The 18,923-nt window shown below is 52.9% G+C and carries 13 protein-coding genes, 2 tRNA genes and 2 rRNA genes; 9 read left to right on the top strand and 8 right to left on the bottom strand.

Features of this window, described 5'->3' with window-relative positions; genetic code table 11:
- Positions 1-61: 61 nt before the first annotated feature.
- The 5 genes from LH86_RS00310 (at position 62) to LH86_RS00290 (ending at position 5,322) form a co-directional block, all read left to right on the top strand.
- Positions 62-138 (top strand) — tRNA-Ile (locus tag LH86_RS00310).
- Positions 139-251: 113 nt separating this feature from the next.
- Positions 252-327: transfer RNA gene (locus LH86_RS00305), tRNA-Ala, on the top strand.
- Positions 328-524: 197 nt separating this feature from the next.
- Positions 525-3,430, top strand: a 23S ribosomal RNA gene (locus LH86_RS00300).
- A 92-nt stretch (positions 3,431-3,522) separates the two neighbouring features.
- A 5S ribosomal RNA gene (gene rrf, locus LH86_RS00295) occupies positions 3,523-3,638 on the top strand.
- Between the two features lie 385 nt (positions 3,639-4,023).
- Entirely contained in the window at positions 4,024-5,322 is a 1,299-nt protein-coding gene (locus tag LH86_RS00290) for an MFS transporter (RefSeq protein ID WP_039297379.1), read from the top strand.
- A 34-nt stretch (positions 5,323-5,356) separates the two neighbouring features.
- Here the strand turns inward: LH86_RS00290 and pssA are convergent, their stop codons facing one another.
- The 4 genes from pssA to trxC form a co-directional block, all read right to left on the bottom strand.
- On the bottom strand, positions 5,357-6,712 hold the full coding sequence (gene pssA / locus LH86_RS00285; protein WP_039297376.1) for a CDP-diacylglycerol--serine O-phosphatidyltransferase: 1,356 nt from the start codon (positions 6,710-6,712) through the stop codon (positions 5,357-5,359).
- A gap of 114 nt (positions 6,713-6,826) precedes the next feature.
- On the bottom strand, positions 6,827-9,487 hold the full coding sequence (locus LH86_RS00280) for a bifunctional acetate--CoA ligase family protein/GNAT family N-acetyltransferase (RefSeq protein ID WP_039297373.1): 2,661 nt from the start codon (positions 9,485-9,487) through the stop codon (positions 6,827-6,829).
- A gap of 32 nt (positions 9,488-9,519) precedes the next feature.
- Complete coding sequence (locus LH86_RS00275; RefSeq protein ID WP_039305796.1) at positions 9,520-10,221, bottom strand: tRNA-uridine aminocarboxypropyltransferase; 702 nt, start codon at positions 10,219-10,221, stop codon at positions 9,520-9,522.
- 76 nt (positions 10,222-10,297) lie between these two features.
- Positions 10,298-10,717 carry a thioredoxin TrxC gene (trxC, locus tag LH86_RS00270; RefSeq protein WP_038479759.1) on the bottom strand — a complete coding sequence of 140 codons (420 nt, stop codon included), beginning with the start codon at positions 10,715-10,717 and terminating at the stop codon, positions 10,298-10,300.
- 206 nt (positions 10,718-10,923) lie between these two features.
- Between trxC and LH86_RS00265 the strand changes: the two genes are divergently transcribed.
- Positions 10,924-11,994: a tRNA/rRNA methyltransferase gene (locus tag LH86_RS00265; protein ID WP_039286821.1), complete on the top strand. Its 1,071-nt coding sequence runs from the start codon at positions 10,924-10,926 to the stop codon at positions 11,992-11,994.
- Positions 11,995-12,050: 56 nt separating this feature from the next.
- On the opposite strand, the gene ung is transcribed toward LH86_RS00265, so the two are convergent.
- Positions 12,051-12,740 (bottom strand): uracil-DNA glycosylase, encoded by a 690-nt coding sequence (gene ung / locus LH86_RS00260; protein WP_039297370.1) that lies wholly within the window; start codon positions 12,738-12,740, stop codon positions 12,051-12,053.
- A 319-nt stretch (positions 12,741-13,059) separates the two neighbouring features.
- Here ung and grcA point away from each other — a divergent pair, with 319 nt between their 5' ends.
- Positions 13,060-13,443, top strand: coding sequence for an autonomous glycyl radical cofactor GrcA (grcA, locus tag LH86_RS00255; protein ID WP_008459527.1), 384 nt, complete (start codon positions 13,060-13,062; stop codon positions 13,441-13,443).
- Between the two features lie 49 nt (positions 13,444-13,492).
- On the opposite strand, the gene eamB is transcribed toward grcA, so the two are convergent.
- The gene (gene eamB / locus LH86_RS00250) at positions 13,493-14,080 is read right to left on the bottom strand and encodes a cysteine/O-acetylserine transporter (RefSeq protein ID WP_039297368.1); all 588 of its coding nucleotides are present in this window, start codon (positions 14,078-14,080) and stop codon (positions 13,493-13,495) included.
- Positions 14,081-14,184: 104 nt separating this feature from the next.
- Between eamB and LH86_RS00245 the strand changes: the two genes are divergently transcribed.
- Positions 14,185-15,069 (top strand): LysR family transcriptional regulator, encoded by an 885-nt coding sequence (locus LH86_RS00245; RefSeq protein ID WP_039297366.1) that lies wholly within the window; start codon positions 14,185-14,187, stop codon positions 15,067-15,069.
- A 28-nt stretch (positions 15,070-15,097) separates the two neighbouring features.
- Here LH86_RS00245 and srmB read toward each other — a convergent pair whose 3' ends face one another.
- Positions 15,098-16,435, bottom strand: a complete 1,338-nt coding sequence (srmB, locus tag LH86_RS00240; RefSeq protein ID WP_039297364.1) for an ATP-dependent RNA helicase SrmB — start codon at positions 16,433-16,435, stop codon at positions 15,098-15,100.
- Positions 16,436-16,556: 121 nt separating this feature from the next.
- On the opposite strand from srmB, the gene trmN reads away from it, so the two are divergent.
- On the top strand, positions 16,557-17,294 hold the full coding sequence (gene trmN, locus LH86_RS00235; RefSeq protein WP_008459522.1) for a tRNA(1)(Val) (adenine(37)-N(6))-methyltransferase TrmN: 738 nt from the start codon (positions 16,557-16,559) through the stop codon (positions 17,292-17,294).
- On the opposite strand, the gene nadB is transcribed toward trmN, so the two are convergent.
- Positions 17,279-18,895, bottom strand: coding sequence for an L-aspartate oxidase (gene nadB, locus LH86_RS00230; protein ID WP_039305794.1), 1,617 nt, complete (start codon positions 18,893-18,895; stop codon positions 17,279-17,281). The two genes, trmN and nadB, sit on opposite strands and share 16 nt — an antisense overlap.
- Positions 18,896-18,923 lie beyond the last annotated feature (28 nt).

The following is an 18,923-nucleotide window of genomic DNA, read 5'->3' as shown; positions in this document are numbered from 1 at the left end:
GATACAACCCGCGTAGTGCTCACACAGATTGTCTGATAGAAAACGAGCAGTAAAACCTTATAGGCTTGTAGCTCAGGTGGTTAGAGCGCACCCCTGATAAGGGTGAGGTCGGTGGTTCAAGTCCACTCAGGCCTACCAAATTCTCCGCTATCCTGCGTTACAGCACCACTCACAGACTGAAGTATGCTTCGTGGCGCTGCGCCTTGACTAGCGATGAATTCACGGTAATTCAAAGGTTTTACGAAATCGATGGGGCTATAGCTCAGCTGGGAGAGCGCCTGCCTTGCACGCAGGAGGTCAGCGGTTCGATCCCGCTTAGCTCCACCATCATTTCATGCACCAAAACTTACTTCAGAGTGTACCGGTGACGGTGTACTGCGAAGTATTTGCTCTTTAACAATCCGGAACAAGCTGAAAATTGAAACGACATGTCGTCTCATTCTTCCGTAATAAAGAATGAGGTTAAGACATGTTCGAGTCTCTCAAATTTTCATAATCTGAAGCGAAACATCTTCGGGTTGTGAGGTTAAGCGACTAAGCGTACACGGTGGATGCCCTGGCAGTCAGAGGCGATGAAGGACGTGCTAATCTGCGATAAGCGTCGGTAAGGTGATATGAACCGTTATAGCCGGCGATTTCCGAATGGGGAAACCCAGTGTGATTCGTCACACTATCATTACGTGAATACATAGCGTAATGAAGCGAACCGGGGGAACTGAAACATCTAAGTACCCCGAGGAAAAGAAATCAACCGAGATTCCCCCAGTAGCGGCGAGCGAACGGGGAGCAGCCCAGAACCTGAATCAGTTTGTGTGTTAGTGGAAGCGTCTGGAAAGTCGCAGGGTACAGGGTGATACTCCCGTACACTAAAATGCACAGGCTGTGAGTTCGAAGAGTAGGGCGGGACACGTGGTATCCTGTCTGAATATGGGGGGACCATCCTCCAAGGCTAAATACTCCTGACTGACCGATAGTGAACCAGTACCGTGAGGGAAAGGCGAAAAGAACCCCGGCGAGGGGAGTGAAAAAGAACCTGAAACCGTGTACGTACAAGCAGTGGGAGCCTCTTTATGGGGTGACTGCGTACCTTTTGTATAATGGGTCAGCGACTTATATTCTGTAGCAAGGTTAACCGTATAGGGGAGCCGCAGGGAAACCGAGTCTTAACTGGGCGTTAAGTTGCAGGGTATAGACCCGAAACCCGGTGATCTAGCCATGGGCAGGTTGAAGGTTGGGTAACACTAACTGGAGGACCGAACCGACTAATGTTGAAAAATTAGCGGATGACTTGTGGCTTGGGGTGAAAGGCCAATCAAACCGGGAGATAGCTGGTTCTCCCCGAAAGCTATTTAGGTAGCGCCTCGTGAACTCATCTTCGGGGGTAGAGCACTGTTTCGGCTAGGGGGCCATCCCGGCTTACCAACCCGATGCAAACTACGAATACCGAAGAATGTTATCACGGGAGACACACGGCGGGTGCTAACGTCCGTCGTGAAGAGGGAAACAACCCAGACCGCCAGCTAAGGTCCCAAAGTCATGGTTAAGTGGGAAACGATGTGGGAAGGCACAGACAGCCAGGATGTTGGCTTAGAAGCAGCCATCATTTAAAGAAAGCGTAATAGCTCACTGGTCGAGTCGGCCTGCGCGGAAGATGTAACGGGGCTAAACCATGCACCGAAGCTGCGGCAGCGACACTATGTGTTGTTGGGTAGGGGAGCGTTCTGTAAGCCGTTGAAGGTGAACTGTGAGGTTTGCTGGAGGTATCAGAAGTGCGAATGCTGACATAAGTAACGATAAAGCGGGTGAAAAGCCCGCTCGCCGGAAGACCAAGGGTTCCTGTCCAACGTTAATCGGGGCAGGGTGAGTCGACCCCTAAGGCGAGGCCGAAAGGCGTAGTCGATGGGAAACAGGTTAATATTCCTGTACTCGGTGTTACTGCGAAGGGGGGACGGAGAAGGCTATGTTAGCCGGGCGACGGTTGTCCCGGTTTAAGCATGTAGACGGGAAGTTTAGGTAAATCCGGACTTCTGTTAACGCTGAGGTGTGATGACGAGGCACTACGGTGCTGAAGTAACAAATGCCCTGCTTCCAGGAAAAGCCTCTAAGCATCAGGTAACATTGAATCGTACCCCAAACCGACACAGGTGGTCAGGTAGAGAATACCAAGGCGCTTGAGAGAACTCGGGTGAAGGAACTAGGCAAAATGGTGCCGTAACTTCGGGAGAAGGCACGCTGTCGTTAGGTGAAGGGATTTACTCCTGGAGCTGAAGGCAGTCGAAGATACCAGCTGGCTGCAACTGTTTATTAAAAACACAGCACTGTGCAAACACGAAAGTGGACGTATACGGTGTGACGCCTGCCCGGTGCCGGAAGGTTAATTGATGGGGTTATCCGTAAGGAGAAGCTCTTGATCGAAGCCCCGGTAAACGGCGGCCGTAACTATAACGGTCCTAAGGTAGCGAAATTCCTTGTCGGGTAAGTTCCGACCTGCACGAATGGCGTAATGATGGCCAGGCTGTCTCCACCCGAGACTCAGTGAAATTGAAATCGCTGTGAAGATGCAGTGTACCCGCGGCAAGACGGAAAGACCCCGTGAACCTTTACTATAGCTTGACACTGAACATTGAGCCTTGATGTGTAGGATAGGTGGGAGGCTTTGAAGCGTGGACGCCAGTCTGCGTGGAGCCAACCTTGAAATACCACCCTTTAATGTTTGATGTTCTAACGTAGACCCGTGATCCGGGTTGCGGACAGTGTCTGGTGGGTAGTTTGACTGGGGCGGTCTCCTCCTAAAGCGTAACGGAGGAGCACGAAGGTTAGCTAATCACGGTCGGACATCGTGAGGTTAGTGCAAAGGCATAAGCTAGCTTGACTGCGAGAGTGACGGCTCGAGCAGGTGCGAAAGCAGGTCTTAGTGATCCGGTGGTTCTGAATGGAAGGGCCATCGCTCAACGGATAAAAGGTACTCCGGGGATAACAGGCTGATACCGCCCAAGAGTTCATATCGACGGCGGTGTTTGGCACCTCGATGTCGGCTCATCACATCCTGGGGCTGAAGTAGGTCCCAAGGGTATGGCTGTTCGCCATTTAAAGTGGTACGCGAGCTGGGTTTAGAACGTCGTGAGACAGTTCGGTCCCTATCTGCCGTGGGCGCTGGAGAATTGAGGGGGGCTGCTCCTAGTACGAGAGGACCGGAGTGGACGCATCACTGGTGTTCGGGTTGTCATGCCAATGGCATTGCCCGGTAGCTAAATGCGGAAGAGATAAGCGCTGAAAGCATCTAAGCGCGAAACTTGCCCCGAGATGAGTTCTCCCTGACCCTTTAAGGGTCCTGAAGGAACGTTGAAGACTACGACGTTGATAGGCTGGGTGTGTAAGCGTAGCGATACGTTGAGCTAACCAGTACTAATGATCCGTGAGGCTTAACCTTACAACACCGAAGGTGTTTTAGAGAGATTTTCAGCTTAGTTCAGGATTAGATTGATGGTTGTGTGCAAGCATAACGGTCAATAACAGAATTTGCCTGGCGGCCGTAGCGCGGTGGTCCCACCTGACCCCATGCCGAACTCAGAAGTGAAACGCCGTAGCGCCGATGGTAGTGTGGGGTCTCCCCATGCGAGAGTAGGGAACTGCCAGGCATCAAATAAAACAAAAAACCTCAGCCTGACGGCTGGGGTTTTTTGTTTATCTGGTATCAGGAAATTCTCTGCACGAGCATGGGCATGCGACAAAAGTGTCGGGAACACTTTTGAACACCGCTCGCGGCGGCCCCGGAGGGGCGAGTATCAGGATGATACGAGTATTGTAGGGAACTGCCAGGCATCAAATTAAGCATTAACCCCGACCGAAAGGCCGGGGTTTTTTGCTTTTCAAGCCATACATTTCGCAAAAAGATCCGTCCGCTCACAAAAGTCAATGTAACAACTCCGCAACAAGATACTTCACCTCACAAAATTTCTTTCTCCTGCTTTACTGGATCCTGGGCTATTAGACCCATTCAGGAAGACAGGAGAAGAAAATAAAATGATTGAAACAACAAGTGAAGTAAATGTTGTGGCGTCGGCGGCCGATACCCGCCGTCGCGTTTGGGCCATTGTGGGTGCTTCATCGGGAAATCTGGTTGAGTGGTTTGATTTTTATGTTTATTCGTTCTGCTCGCTCTATTTCGCACATATCTTTTTCCCAACGGGAAACACCACGACTCAGCTTCTGCAAACCGCCGGCGTTTTTGCCGCAGGTTTTTTGATGCGGCCGATTGGAGGTTGGTTATTCGGATACATTGCCGATAAACATGGACGTAAAAACTCCATGCTGATCTCCGTATGTATGATGTGTTTTGGATCGCTGGTCATTGCCTGCCTGCCAGGATACGCCACCATTGGTACATGGGCCCCGGCGTTATTACTATTAGCTCGCCTGTTCCAGGGCTTATCTGTTGGAGGGGAGTACGGCACCAGCGCAACTTACATGAGTGAGGTGGCGGTTGAAGGCCGTAAAGGGTTCTATGCCTCATTCCAGTACGTTACGCTCATTGGTGGCCAACTGGCTGCGTTGCTTGTTGTGGTTGTTCTCCAGCAAGTACTAAGTGATGAAGATTTGCGTAGCTGGGGATGGCGAATTCCTTTTGCTATTGGGGCCGTACTGGCTATTGTTGCTCTCTATCTTCGCCGTTCTCTGGATGAAACATCGGATAAAGCAACCCGCTCGCACAAGGATGCCGGTACGCTTTCCGGGCTATGGAAAAATAAAAAAGCTTTCATTATGGTGCTTGGCTTCACCGCCGGCGGCTCCCTGGCTTTCTATACCTTCACCACCTATATGCAGAAATACCTGGTAAATACCGCTGGAATGCATGCGAATACGGCCAGCGCGTTGATGACCTTTGCGTTATTTATCTTTATGGTACTTCAGCCGTTCTTCGGTGCGCTGTCGGATAAAATTGGTCGTCGAAGCTCTATGCTTTGCTTTGGTGGACTGGCAGCGGTGCTGACTGTGCCTATTTTAACGGCTCTGCAGAATGTTAGCTCACCGTATGCAGCCTTTGCTCTGGTGATGGTGGCGATGCTAATTGTCAGTTTTTACACTTCAATCAGCGGCATCCTTAAGGCAGAAATGTTCCCGCCGGAAGTCCGTGCGCTAGGTGTAGGCCTGTCTTATGCGGTTGCGAATGCCTTGTTTGGTGGCTCGGCAGAATATGTCGCCTTATCGCTGAAATCGATGGGCAGCGAAACAACCTTCTTCTGGTATGTCTCTGCGATGGGGGCGCTGGCATTTGCTGTTTCTCTGCTGCTGCACCGCAAAGGGAAAGGGATCAAGCTCTAGAAAGAAAAAGCCCTGCAGTGCAGGGCTTAAACGTTTAGAGAATACGGCTTATTAGTCGGTCGATACGGATACGGCGCAGGCGGCGAATCAGCTTGCGAACCTTCACCGGATATTCGGCGATGCTTTGCAGATCGCGATAATGCTTAACAACCGTTGTATGAGTGCGGATAAGCTCCAGCTCCTTGGTGCGAATACCCTCAAGCTCTCTTTTGGGATCGTGAATCAGCAGGGCATTTTCCAGATCCAGGCGCCAGGCGCGCGGATTAAGGTTATTCCCGGTCAGCAGCATCCACTCGTTGTCCACCCACATGCCTTTCAGGTGGTAACTGTTATCCCCATCTTTCCACAAACGCACAATCAACTGTCCGGTATTCACATAATATTGCAGGCGGCTGAGGAAGCGGCGCAGGTTAATTTCATAGAGATAAGGCAGCGCGCCAATAATCTTGAATGGCTGATCTTCCGGAATATAGAAGTCATTCGCTGTCTTATCGCCAACGATAATCTCAACCTGTTTACCGTCCCGCAGCAGCTGTATGATATTGCGGACCAGGACAGCTGGCAGGTTGAAATATGGCGTGCAGATAGTCAGCTTCTGCTCTGCGCAAGGCATCAGATGGAAGATGGTTTTATTCAGCAGGCTGGATTTTCCCAGCCCGACCAGCGGCGTAACCGAAAGCTGATCGTTATCTGCATCGCCCTGGAAGACAAAGTTAGCGTCACGCAATTCCTGGCGGAAGAGGCGGATATCGTTTTTGATTTCCGGGCTTTTTACGCGCTCGGCGACATCCAGACGATGAACCGCCCGGCCATTCACCAGATTTTGGTTAACCCAGCCATGCATGATATCTGCCAGGGCGCGGTTGCGAATGATTTGATAGCGGTCATAGCGATATTTATCATGCTGATGCAGGTAAACATCGTTGAGGCTGGCGCCGCTATAGATGACGCTGTCATCAATAATAAAGCCTTTGAAATGCAACACGCCAAGGGCTTCGCGAGTATTGACGGGAACGCCATAGACAGGAACACTCACATCGGGGAACTGCTCGGCCATGCGGTGATACCAGTCCGCATTGGTGTTGGATGCGGCAACACCAATACGTCCGCGCTGGGCGCGGTGCCAGTCAACCAGCACGGAAACATCTAAATCTGGCCGCTGCTGTTTGGCTTGATAAAGCGCGGACAGAATTCCTTTGCCGCCGTCATCCTGTTCAAGATACAACGCGATAATGCAAATACGCCGCGTTGCGCTGGCGATTTTTTTCAACAGCGTTTCACGGAAATCCGCTGGGGAGAACAGGGTTTCTACATCATCAACTGATTGAGAAAGCTTCGGTAGCTGGGCAAGGTGTTGTTGATGTTTATTACGCTTAAATTTAGACAACATCACAGTGCTTATCTTCTCTCTTCATTGGATGGCCTTCTGCAAAATCCAGACGTCAGAACTTGCTGATAATACCACTACTGCTGCGCAAAGTGAGTATGTTTTCCAGTACCTTACTCACGAATCTGCGCTTTTGCTCAGTGGGAGCGTCAGACTGACAATGCCGTCTTCCAGCTGAATATCGACGCTGAAACCCAGTTTGCGGGCCAGGGTAATCATGCCCTGGTTGTTCGGCATCGTGATGCCATTCAGTCGCTGAAGGCCATGTTGTCTGGTGTAATCGATGAGCTTAGTCAGTAAGCGTCGGCCGAGCCCGAGGCCTTTTAAGTCGGAGCGAACCAGCACGGCGAACTCGGCATCAACGTTGTCAGGGTCAGAAATGGCGCGTGTGACGCCGAGGATTTCATCGTTGCCTTTTGTTCTTCTGACTGCCACGAACGCCATTTCTCGATCGTAGTCGATCTGCGTCATATTGGCTAAATCTTCGTGGGTAAATTCATTGATCTCGCTGAAATAGCGATAGTAGAGATCTTCTTTTGTTACCTGGGCAATAAAACGCTGCAGCTGAGGTTCGTCCTCGGGCAGGATCGGCCGGAACAGGCAGCGGTCACCGTTTTTCAGCTGCACCAGCTCCTCAAGCTGATGAGGATAAGGACGCACGGCCAGCCTGGCATCCGCATCCCCCGTAAACTCGGCCAATTCCAGAGTGACATCGAGCAGGGTGAATTCACTGCCTGATGCCAGTAGAGGGTGAATATCGAGTCTGACAATCTCGGGGCAATCAACGATCAGGTTAGAGACTTGCACCAGGACTTCGCTGATCCCGGCGATATCCAGCGGGCGTAATGCGCTTCGGCTGCGGATCTTGCCGCTTTTGATCGCCTGAATGACAAGGTATCGGGCCAGATTCATGTTTAGCGGGGGGAGAGCAACCGCCGCCTGTCTCTCAGGTCGCCACTCTACGCCGCCTTCGCCCAGCATGATCAATGGGCCAAATACCGGATCGTGCTCAACGACGACTCTTAGTTCCTGCGCGCCTGCGCGGTTTGCCATGCTTTGTACTAGCAAGCCGTGAATACGAGCCTGAGGCCACGCCATTTTTACACGATCGATGATGGCTTCGGCGGCCTGCTGCACTTCACTGGCCGTTCTCAAATAAAGCATAACGCCCTGAACTTCCGACTTATGGGGAATATCCGGAGAACGAAGCTTTAATGCGACGGGATAACCAATTTGCTCGGCAATATGCACCGCTTCTGCACTGTCTCCCGCAATCCATGTCGGCAGGGTTGTTAAGCCATAAGCTTCAAGTACCGGCCTGACTTCATGGGTATCCAGCGTTGTTGCTCCCTGATGCAATGCCTGCTGAATCAGATGGTGAGCGTCGCTGGTATTGGCCGTCAGGTTTGCCGGCAGTGCAGGGGTTTCGCGCAGCTGTTTCTGATTACGGCGATACTCGACCATGTGCATAAACGCCGTGACCGCGCCCTCTGGCGTTCTGTAAGTCGGAATACCGGCATCGCTAAACAGGCGCCTGGCCTCCTGGGAGGAATACTCCCCGCACCAGTTGGTGACAATGGTGAGATATTTGCCACGAGGATGCCGCTGCAGCAGATCGATCAGCGCCAGAGCGCTGGCGGTTCCTGGAGCGGCGGCGCTGGGGGAATGAATAACCATTAAGGCATCAAAATCATGGCTATCCAGCAATTTCTCTACAGCCAGCAGGTAGCGGCCGGGCGTGGCATCATCCCGCAGATCTATCGGGTTTCCGGCCTCAACGCCAGGAGGGAGCACTTCAGCCAGAGACTGCAGGGTTGCTTCATTTAACGTCGCCAGTTTGCCGTTACGTAGCCACAGCTCATCAAGTGCCAGCGCTGCAGGTGCCGCGCCGTTACTGACAATCATCAGCCGCTCACCGCGCAGGGGCCGCATGTGGCTGAGGGTTTCTACGGCGGAAAACAGCTCATGTGTATCCTGTACCCGAAGCAAACCTGCTCGTTGGATAGCTGCGTCCCAGGCGGCATCCAGGCCCGGATGGGTTTTCAGTAGCGTTTGTGCTTTGCTGCTGCGCCCGCTTTTGATGACCAGAATCGGCTTGTTGCGTGAGGCGCTTCTTGCGGCGGAAACAAAGCGTCGGGCATCGCTCAGATGTTCAAGATACAGCAGGATGGCGCTGGTTTTGGTATCTCTGGAGAGATAATCAAGCAGTTCATCCACATCGATATCCAGGCTATCGCCAAGCGCAATAAACCAGGAGAAGCCCATCTCGCGCTGCTGCGCCCAGTCCAGAATGGTGTTGGATACCGCTGCCGACTGAGAAATAAACGCCAGTTTACCCTTTTGGATAGGGACAGGAGAGAAGCTGGCATTTAGTCCCTGCCACGGAGCCAGAAGGCCAAGGCTGTTCGGCCCAAGCAGACGAATTTGCCAGCGAGCGGCGCAGGCCAGCAATTCGGGTAATTGCTCAGGTGGGGCAGATAAGATAATGCAGGCCTTGCAGCCTTTATTACCCAGTGCTTCCAGTAGCGTTAGGTTACGTCGGGAATTCGTACAGATAATCGCGAGGTCGGGAGTCATCGGCAGGCTGGTAATATCCGGCCAGGCAAGCACCCCGCACACGGCTTTATGAGTCGGTGTCACCGGCAATACCGGACCGTTGAATCCACCAGCGAGCAAGTTACGCATCATTAAATAACCGGCGCGGTCGGTTTTTGCCGAAGCGCCGATAACGGCAATGGATTTTGGACGCAGCAGCGCTTCCAGGCCTCGTTGACTCACGACTCTCTCCCCTGAGTGATGTTCAGGAGAGTCTAAACGTTTTCTTCCACTTCTGCTGTGATGCTGCCCTGATGATGGGGTTTCCCCGCCAGATAGCGCTCGCGGAAAAGGGTGAAGTGTTGAGTTAGCCCTTCTGAGGCTACCGTATCACCCGCCAGTTCTAGCAGGGCTGCGGCAACTTCCGCGGTGCAATACTGGCCGTCCGCATGGGCCTCGCGCAGGCGATAAGCCGAGGTAATACTTAAATCTACGGAAATTACCGGTAGCGCATCGAGATAAGGGCTTTTACGAAACATTTTACGCGCTTCAGTCCACGTGCCATCAAGCATGATAAACAGCGGCGGCTTGCCGGTGGTTGGCGGCGTGGTCAGCACCTCGCGACTGGCATCGGCATAAGAGGCGGGAAAAACCACCATTGGCTGGTAATCCGGATTAGCAACAAGATCCAGCAGCGCCTGAGGTGGCTCCGTGCGTGACCACTGAAATGCTTCGGTTTCCGGCAAAATATCGGCAATAAGCCGCCCGGTATTGCTCGGCTTCATGGGTTCGGTGTCAAACATCACCAGGCAAAAGCGGCTGCGTGCATGTTGCGGCTGAAGCGTCTCACACAGGCAGTTTTTTAACGGCAGCAGGCAGCGCTGGCAGCGACGAACGCGATTACCACGGGCAAGAAAGGGACGAGTTGCGCGAGCAAGGCGGACGGCACGAAGGCGAAGAACGGCGTTTTCGGTCATTAATGAAGGATATTTGGCTAAAAACGCCATTCTACCGTAGATAGAGAAAGGGGGCTTAAAAAATGCCCCCTCATGATCAGATATTTTCGTCCAGCCAGCTATCAAACGGGGCTTTCGGCATAGCACCATTTAGCATATCGACGACCTGGCCATTTTTGAAAATCATAATGGTTGGGATGCTTCTGATGCGAAAACGTGCGCTCAGCTCCTGCTCCGCTTCTGTGTTGACCTTCACAAAGCGAACTTTGCCGCTGCGCTCTTCGGCAACATCTTCAAAAATAGGGGCGAAGTTCACGCATGGGCCGCACCACGGCGCCCAAAAATCAACCACCACTGGCAGCTCATCTTTCAGGAGCTTATCCAGAGTCGCCGTCGTGGCGTTGACGACTTCACCGTCAAACAGTTCATGACCGCAGCGACCGCATTTTGCACCGTCATCGATACGGTCGTCAGGAATGCGGTTAATAGCCTGGCAGTCGGCACAAACGGTATTCATAACTAACCTCAAAGAGAATGATTGAAATCGGTGTCACGCACCGCGGATGTTTCAAATATGTTACATATTATCGGCGAAGATGGGGAGGCCAACAAAGTGATTTATTCGATGAGTACAATAGTTTTTAGCTTTTAAGCAAAGTTAATGGCTAACCCATGGCACATCAGGTAATCTGCGCGCTTCGCGCTCAGCCAGGTGGAGGAACAATGAACGACGAATTTAAAGGTAAAAGCGGCAAGGTCAAAGTGATGTATGTCCGCGGTGACGACGAAAGCGAACAGCGCAGCCAGAACCCGCGTACCGGGAAAGGCGGTGGGCGTCCTGCCGGTGCGTCACGTGGTGAAGGCGGCGGTCGCCGTCAGGCTCGTCACGATGATAAACCTCGCGGCGGGCGCGATCGTAATGAACGTAGCGACAGAGGCGATCGCGGTGAAGCGGCTTCTCCATGGCGTACGGTTTCCCGTGCCCCGGTAGACTCTTCATCGTCGGCTTCTGACAATGAAGGTACAACTAAGCACATCGTTGACCCGGAAGTGATTCGTCGCCAGCGCGCCGAAGAAGCCCGAGTATACGGGGAGAATGCTTGTCAGGCACTGTTCCAGAGTCGCCCGGAAAGCATCGTGCGTGCCTGGTTTATCCAGAGCGTTACGCCTCGCTTTAAAGAAGCGCTTCGCTGGATGGCGGCAAATCGCAAGGCTTACCACGTGGTGGATGACGCCGAGCTGACAAAAGCCTCAGGTACGGAACACCACGGTGGCGTTTGCTTCATTATTAAAAAACGCAGCGGCATCAGCGTACAGACCTGGCTGAACAAAGCCGGGGAAGAAGACTGCGTGCTGGCACTGGAGGATGTGGGCAACCCACACAACCTGGGCGGAATCATGCGTAGCTGCGCACACTTCGGTGTGAAAGGCTTGTTGATTCAGGATGCTTCTCTGCTGGAATCCGGCGCGGCGATTCGTACCGCAGAAGGTGGTGCCGAGCACGTGGTGGCGATCAGCGGCGAGACGTTTGGTGATGGGCTGGAAGCTTTCCGTAAAGCGGGCTACACCATCGTGACAACGTCAAGCCACCAGGGCACTCCGCTGTACAAAGCTGAGCTGCCGAAGAAAATGGTGCTGGTGCTGGGCCAGGAGCGCGATGGTGTTTCCGATACCACCTTTGAAAGCGCAGATATGAGCGTAGCCATTGAAGGTACCGGGAATGTTGAAAGCCTCAACGTATCGGTAGCGACCGGCGTGCTGCTGGGCGAATGGTGGCGTCAAAACAAGGCCTAAGACCTTCTCCAGCTATAAAAAACCAGCGTAATTGCTGGTTTTTTTTCGCCACAATTTTAGCCATTTTCTTGTGGCAACTGCGGCACCCAATCAACGGGTTGTTCTCCGCGTCCGGCCAGATACTCATTCGCTTTAACAAAATGCCCGCAGCCCAGAAAACCACGATGCGCAGAAAGCGGAGAAGGGTGTGGGGCGGTCAGGACGTGGTGGCGCTGGCGATCGATAATGCTGCCTTTGCGTTGGGCATGAGCCCCCCACAGCAGGAACACCACGCCTTCACGGTGTTCATTAATGAGGGTGATAACCTTGTCGGTAAACGTCTCCCAACCAAAATTAGCATGAGAATGTGCTTTGCTTGCTTCGACGGTAAGTACGGTATTGAGCAGTAACACGCCCTGCCGCGCCCAACTTTCCAGGTAGCCGTGCGTAGGGCGGGTAAAGCCGGGGACAGAAGCCTCCAGCTCTTTATACATATTGACCAGCGAAGGCGGGGGCGCAATGCCTGGACGAACGGAGAAAGAGAGCCCGTGCGCCTGGCCTGGCCCATGATAGGGATCCTGCCCCAGAATCACGACCTTGACATCGCCCAGCTCGGTAAAGCGAAAAGCGTTGAAAACATCCTTTTGCGGGGGGTAAACGGTCACGCCCGCAGCGCGCTCTGCCGCGACGGCGCTGAGCGTATTGATAAAGTAGGGCTGCTGTTTCTCTTCTGCCAGCACATCGTGCCAGGTGAGGTGGGTGGTCATCTCGCTCTCCCGCGAATCTGTATTGCCCGATAGCTTAACTGCTTCTTCCTCCTGAGCAAAATAGTGCGTGGCATCAATGAGCTACGACACCAAATAAAGTTGAAAATTTACAAAAGTTTTAGCATGCAGAGGATGGGCTAAGTTGATGTAAAACAAATAAAACCAGTTAAAGCCATTTTTAGTGTGTGGATTTAATTGATTTAAGTCAAAGAATCGCACCTGGTGGACTGATATAAGAACAACAAAGCAACAAAGGTTTTACCAATGAGCCAGAACGCTGGCCCAAAGAATCAGCACATTACCCTGAGGGAGAAATAAAATGATTACTGGTATCCAAATTACTAAAGCGGCAAACGACGAACTTCTGAACTCTTTCTGGCTGCTCGACAGTGAAAAAGGCGAAGCTCGCTGCGTGTGCGCGAAAGCAGGTTTTGCGGAAGATGAAGTAGTAGCGGTCAGTAAACTGGGCCAGTTTGAATACCGCGAAATTCCAATGGAAGTGAAACCGGAAGTTCGCGTTGAAGGTGGGCAGCACCTGAACGTTAACGTTCTGCGTCGTGAAACGCTGGAAGATGCGGTTAAGCATCCGGAAAAATATCCGCAGCTGACCATTCGTGTTTCCGGCTACGCAGTGCGCTTTAACTCCCTGACCCCGGAACAGCAGCGCGACGTGATCACCCGTACTTTCACAGAAAGCCTGTAATTCAGTTCCTGCCGTTATGAAAAAGAGCGCCTTCTGGCGCTCTTTCAAATTAATAGAAGATCCTTACCGCGCAGTAAACCAGCATCAGCGCCAGAATAATATTCAGCGCGCGTCCAAATCGTAGAAATACTTTCTGGAACACATGGCCTGCCAGCGCCCAGCAAAGATTCCCCAAACTTCCTATCGCCGCCAGCACCACGCTCATTCCCACGATGCCGCTTATCTCCGTTGTATGCGGCAGGACAAAAGTTGATAGAGCGGTGATGCCGTAAAGAATAATTTTTACGTTCAAGAACTGCAGGCCGAAACTGGTCCAGAAGCCGATTTGCTGAGCAGCCGCCGCAGAACCTGAAGGCTTACTGGTGGCTATCTTCAGCGCCAGCCACAGAATGTAAATTGCGCCCACCCAGCTAAGAATGCGAGTAAATCTCGGGTCGAGGCTGACCAGTGAAAAAGCAATACCGGCGCAAATCAGCATGATTATCAGAAATCCGAGGCTCATGCCTGCCAGCACGCGGGTGCTTTGCCGCAGGCCGTGGCTGGTCGCAGTACTCAGCGCCAGAATGTTGTTAGGCCCAGGGGTCAGGGCGGTAATCAGGGTATAGGTCCAAAAAGCGCTAAAGAAAATGGCGATCACTTGAGTTCTCCTTTGTTTTCGCAGAGAGTACGCAAAGCCTAATGTTTAAAAAAATGAATATTTTTACATTCTGAGTTCGATGGTTTCGATGTATTGGGGGCTGGATGGATTTACGTCGGTTTGTCACGTTAAAAACAGTGGTCGAAGAGGGCTCGTTCCTGCTTGCCTCACAAAAGCTGTGCTGCACGCAGTCGACGGTCACTTTTCACATTCAGCAGCTTGAGCAGGAACTCTCGCTGCAGCTGTTTGAGAAAATTGGCCGAAGAATGCGCCTGACAGAAAGCGGTAAAAAGCTCATGCCACATGTTTACGAGCTGACTCGCGTCATCGATACCATAAGGCAGGCCGCCAGACAGGATGCTGAGCCTGAAGGCGAACTCAGGGTTGCCAGCGGTGAAACATTGCTGGCGTATAAAATGCCGCATGTGTTGCAGCGTTTTAAGGAAAGGGCGCCGAGAGTGAAACTCTCCCTGCAATCGCTGAACTGCTACACCATTCGTGATGCGCTGCTGGACGACCGTGTCGATCTGGGCGTGTTTTATCGGGTTGGCAATGATGAGGCGCTACATATGCAGGCTATCGGCGAACCACCTTTGGTGCTGGTGGCATCTCCGGCGCTGAAAGATGTCGATTTCCGGCAGCCGGACAGGCATATCCCGGTCAGTTTTGTGATCAATGAGCCTCAGTGCGTGTTCCGGCTGATCTTCGAAGAACAGCTAAGGCAGCGCAGGATCACGCTGGAAAATACTATCGAGCTTTGGAGTATAGAAAGCATTAAGCAGTGTGTTGCGGCAAACCTGGGTGTGAGCTTCCTGCCTCGTTTTACCGTTGAAAAGGAGCTGTCATCCGGTGAGCTAGTGGAGCTGGCGTTCAGCGAGCAGCCGTTGATGCTTAACGCGATTTGCGCACACCACGCGGGGAAGGTGGTTAGCCCGGCGATGAAGACATTTATGGAGTGTTTGCAGGAAAACGCAGAATCCGGGCAATAAAAAACGCCGGGATTTCCCGGCGTTAGTATTATTCGTCGACTTTCGGCGACTCTGTCGTGGTAGCCGCAGTTGGCTTCCGGCGCTTACCGACGTTTTTCTTGTCGCGATGGCGTACTTTAACGCGCGGCTTCTCTTTGTCTTTCTCTTTCTTCTTCTCTTCGCGCTTAGCCAGCACTTTTTTGGATGGCTTACCGGTCAGCTTTTCGCTTGGCGCACGCGTCGTTGGACGCAGGTCGTCGATGACGCGGGATTTTAGCGGCTCTTTCATGTAGCGGGTAATTTTACCCAGCAGCAGATGATCGTGCGCTTCAACCAGCGAAATCGCGGTTCCTTTCATGCCAGCGCGACCGGTACGGCCGATACGGTGCAGATAGATATCCGCCGTACGCGGCAGGTCAAAGTTGAACACGTGGCTAACGTCAGGAATATCGATCCCGCGGGCAGCAACATCGGTAGCGACCAGAACGTTTACGCGACCATCGGTCAGGCGTTTGATGGCCTCGTTACGTTTGGCCTGCACCATTTCGCCTTCGAGATAGCAGGTGTTGATGCCCGCTTCGCGCAGCCAGGCAACCAGCTCATGCACACGCTCCCGCTTACGTACAAAGACGATAGAACGGGTGGTATCAGGCTGGTTCAGCAAATGAACGAGCAACTTCGTTTTGTGCTCAACGTCATCGGCGCGGTAGTACCACTGATGGATCTTCTTGCGCTCGCGCGTGGATGGCGTGGCGGAAACTTCAACCGGATCTTCCAGCAGGCGTTCAGCAAAGTCTTTAACTGCGTTGCCTTCCAGGGTAGCGGAGAACAGCATGGTTTGCTTGCGCCAGCGGGTTTCTGCTGCAATGGTTTCAATGTCTTGTGCAAAACCCATGTCCAGCATGCGATCTGCTTCATCAAGGATCAGCGTTTCAACCGCGCGGCAGTCGAAGTTCTCTTCCTTTATGTATTGCAGCAGTCGGCCGGTGGTGGCGACCACGATATCCTGGTTCTCGCTGAAAACTTCAGCGTGATTCATATAGGCTACGCCGCCGGTGATGGTGGCGATATCCAGATGGGTATGTTTTGCCAGTTCACGCGCGTGGTCGGCGACCTGCATAGCGAGTTCACGGGTTGGCGTGACGATCAGAATACGCGGCGGGCCAGATTTCTTACGAGGAAAGTCGACCAGATGCTGTAGCGCTGGCAGCAGGTAAGCTGCGGTTTTACCGGTACCCGTCGGTGCTGAGCCCAGCACGTCGCGTCCTTCAAGTGCAGGAGGAATGGCCGCAGCCTGGATGGCAGTCGGGCGAGTAAAGCCTTTCTCCTGGAGCGCGTCCAAAAGGCTTTCATCAAGTTCGAGTTCGGAAAAAGTGCTTACAGTCATGGTCTACCTCTGTTTGGGACGCCGATTATAGACATAATGACCGCGATCTTCATCTGTTTGTGTCTTTCCGTAGGTGTCCGTTTCACTTATGCTACGGCGGTTTCTTTGCAAGGTAGATAAGATGTCGGATCAAAAAGCGGTATTACGTCGGGATGGTTTCACCTTCAAACAGTTCTTTGTGGCGCACGATCGCTGCGCCATGAAGGTGGGAACAGATGGGACGCTGCTCGGTGCATGGGTGCCGGTAGTTAACGTAAAAAGCGTTCTGGATATTGGCACCGGCAGCGGTTTGCTGGCGCTGATGCTCGCCCAGAGAACCGCTGATGACGTCACGATTGAAGCCGTGGAACTGGATCCGGTTGCTGCAGAACAGGCGGCAGAAAACGCCAAAGGCTGCCGCTGGGCTTCGCGTATTCACGTTCACTGCGCGGACATCCGCGAGTGGGCGCAGCAGGCCACTCAGCGCTACTCTTTAATTGTCAGTAATCCGCCGTTCTTCGAGCAGGGCAGCAACTGCGCATCGCCAGAACGAGCTCAGGCACGCTATACCACGACGCTGGATCATCAGGCCTTGCTTAGCAGCGCTGAACAGCTGATCACCGAAGACGGTTTCTTCTGTGTGATCATGCCGGAAACTGCCGGCACTGCATTTAGCGAGCTGGCAAAATCACAGGGTTGGCACGTTCGTTACCGTACCGATGTGGCCGATAATGAAACTCGCCTGCCGCATCGGGTGATGCTCGCGCTTTCTCCAACCGGCGGAGAATACTACAACGACCGCCTGGTGATTCGTGGGCCAGACCAAACCTACTCTGAAGGTTATTGCAGCCTGACCCAGGACTTCTACCTGTTTATGTAGAGCGGGGAAAGCACGCTTGGGCCGGATTCAGCGAGCTGATCCGGATAATCCAGCGTGTAGTGCAGGCCCCGGCTCTCTTTACGCTGCATGGCGCAGCGCACGATGAGTTCGGCAACCTGCACCAGGTTTCTCAGTTCAAGCAGATTGTTTGAAACGCGGAAATTGGCATAGTACTCATCAATCTCTTGCTGCAGCATGGTAATTCTTCGCAGCGCCCGCTCCAGCCTGCGCGTGGTGCGAACGATCCCAACGTAGTCCCACATAAAGAGCCGCAGCTCATGCCAGTTGTGCTGGATAACAACCTGTTCGTCTGGATTATCCACACGGCTGTCATCCCAGTCGGGCAGATTTTTACTTTCACGCGCATACGGCAGGCGCTTCAGAATATCTTCCGCGGCAGACCAGCCATAAACCAGGCATTCGAGCAGAGAGTTTGAGGCCATTCGGTTAGCGCCGTGCAGGCCGGTATACGTCACTTCGCCAATGGCATACAGCCCGTCAACGTCGGTGCACCCGTGTTCATCTACCATTACGCCACCGCAGGTATAATGCGCGGCAGGGACTACCGGAACCGGATCTTTGGTTAAATCGATGCCCAGCCCAAGCAGCTTCTCATAAATGGTGGGAAAGTGCTGGCGGACAAACGCTTCTGGCTTATGGCTGATATCCAGATACATGCAGTCTGCGCCCAGGCGCTTCATTTCATGATCGATAGCCCTGGCGACAATATCACGCGGGGCAAGCTCGGCACGTTCATCAAACTCCGGCATAAAGCGTGAACCATCCGGACGCTTCAGGTATGCGCCTTCCCCGCGTAACGCCTCGGTCAGCAGGAAGTTTCGCGCCTGGGGATGGAACAGCGCCGTCGGGTGAAACTGGTTGAATTCCAGGTTGGCAACCCGGCAGCCTGCGCGCCATGCCATCGCGATACCGTCTCCGGACGCAATATCAGGGTTTGTTGTGTATTGATAGACCTTTGAAGCACCACCGGTGGCTAAAACGACGGATTTGGCACGGCAGGTTTCGACCTTTTCAAGATTCCGGTTCCAAACCCATGCGCCAACGACTCGCCGTGTACCCGGCAGACCTATTTTGTCAGAGATAATCAGGTCTACGGCGTTGCTGCGTTCGATGACCCGAATATTTGGGTGATTGAGGGCTTTACCGACTAGCGTGGTTTCCACTTCCTTCCCGGTGGCATCTGCCGAATGAAGAATTCGGCGATGACTGTGGCCACCTTCACGCGTTAAATGGTAGCTCTCTTCACCATTCGCTAGCGTGTGGGTATCGAACATAACGCCCTGATCAATCAGCCACTGGACGCAGTGCTTTGCATTGCTTGCCACAAATTCTACGGCGTCACGATCGCAAATTCCCGCCCCGGCTATCAGCGTATCGTCAATGTGGGAAGCGATGCTGTCTGTTTCATCGAAAACGGCAGCAATCCCTCCCTGTGCATAAAAAGTTGAGCCTTCGTTAACCGGGCCTTTGCTTAGCACAATGACCTTGCTGGTTTGAGCCAGACGCAGCGCGAGAGAAAGGCCGGCGGCGCCGCTTCCGACAATTAATACGTCACAGTTCAGATCGCTATTCGTGTTCATGGTGTTTAATTTACTAAACAAGAGTGGC

The organism is Cedecea neteri, assembly GCF_000758325.1.
GTDB lineage: Bacteria > Pseudomonadota > Gammaproteobacteria > Enterobacterales > Enterobacteriaceae > Cedecea > Cedecea neteri_B.
Note: the sequence above shows the minus strand (reverse complement) of the source record. Positions and strands in the feature narration are given on the sequence as shown.

What these genes read in the sequence shown, in the direction of transcription:
- LH86_RS00290 (WP_039297379.1), top strand. Translation starts at nt 4,024, where the DNA reads ATGATTGAAACAACAAGTGAAGTAAATGTTGTGGCGTCGGCGGCCGAT.
- pssA (WP_039297376.1), bottom strand. Translation starts at nt 6,712, where the DNA reads ATGTTGTCTAAATTTAAGCGTAATAAACATCAACAACACCTTGCCCAG.
- LH86_RS00275 (WP_039305796.1), bottom strand. Translation starts at nt 10,221, where the DNA reads ATGACCGAAAACGCCGTTCTTCGCCTTCGTGCCGTCCGCCTTGCTCGC.
- trxC (WP_038479759.1), bottom strand. Translation starts at nt 10,717, where the DNA reads ATGAATACCGTTTGTGCCGACTGCCAGGCTATTAACCGCATTCCTGAC.
- LH86_RS00265 (WP_039286821.1), top strand. Translation starts at nt 10,924, where the DNA reads ATGAACGACGAATTTAAAGGTAAAAGCGGCAAGGTCAAAGTGATGTAT.
- ung (WP_039297370.1), bottom strand. Translation starts at nt 12,740, where the DNA reads ATGACCACCCACCTCACCTGGCACGATGTGCTGGCAGAAGAGAAACAG.
- grcA (WP_008459527.1), top strand. Translation starts at nt 13,060, where the DNA reads ATGATTACTGGTATCCAAATTACTAAAGCGGCAAACGACGAACTTCTG.
- LH86_RS00245 (WP_039297366.1), top strand. Translation starts at nt 14,185, where the DNA reads ATGGATTTACGTCGGTTTGTCACGTTAAAAACAGTGGTCGAAGAGGGC.
- srmB (WP_039297364.1), bottom strand. Translation starts at nt 16,435, where the DNA reads ATGACTGTAAGCACTTTTTCCGAACTCGAACTTGATGAAAGCCTTTTG.
- trmN (WP_008459522.1), top strand. Translation starts at nt 16,557, where the DNA reads ATGTCGGATCAAAAAGCGGTATTACGTCGGGATGGTTTCACCTTCAAA.
- nadB (WP_039305794.1), bottom strand. Translation starts at nt 18,895, where the DNA reads ATGAACACGAATAGCGATCTGAACTGTGACGTATTAATTGTCGGAAGC.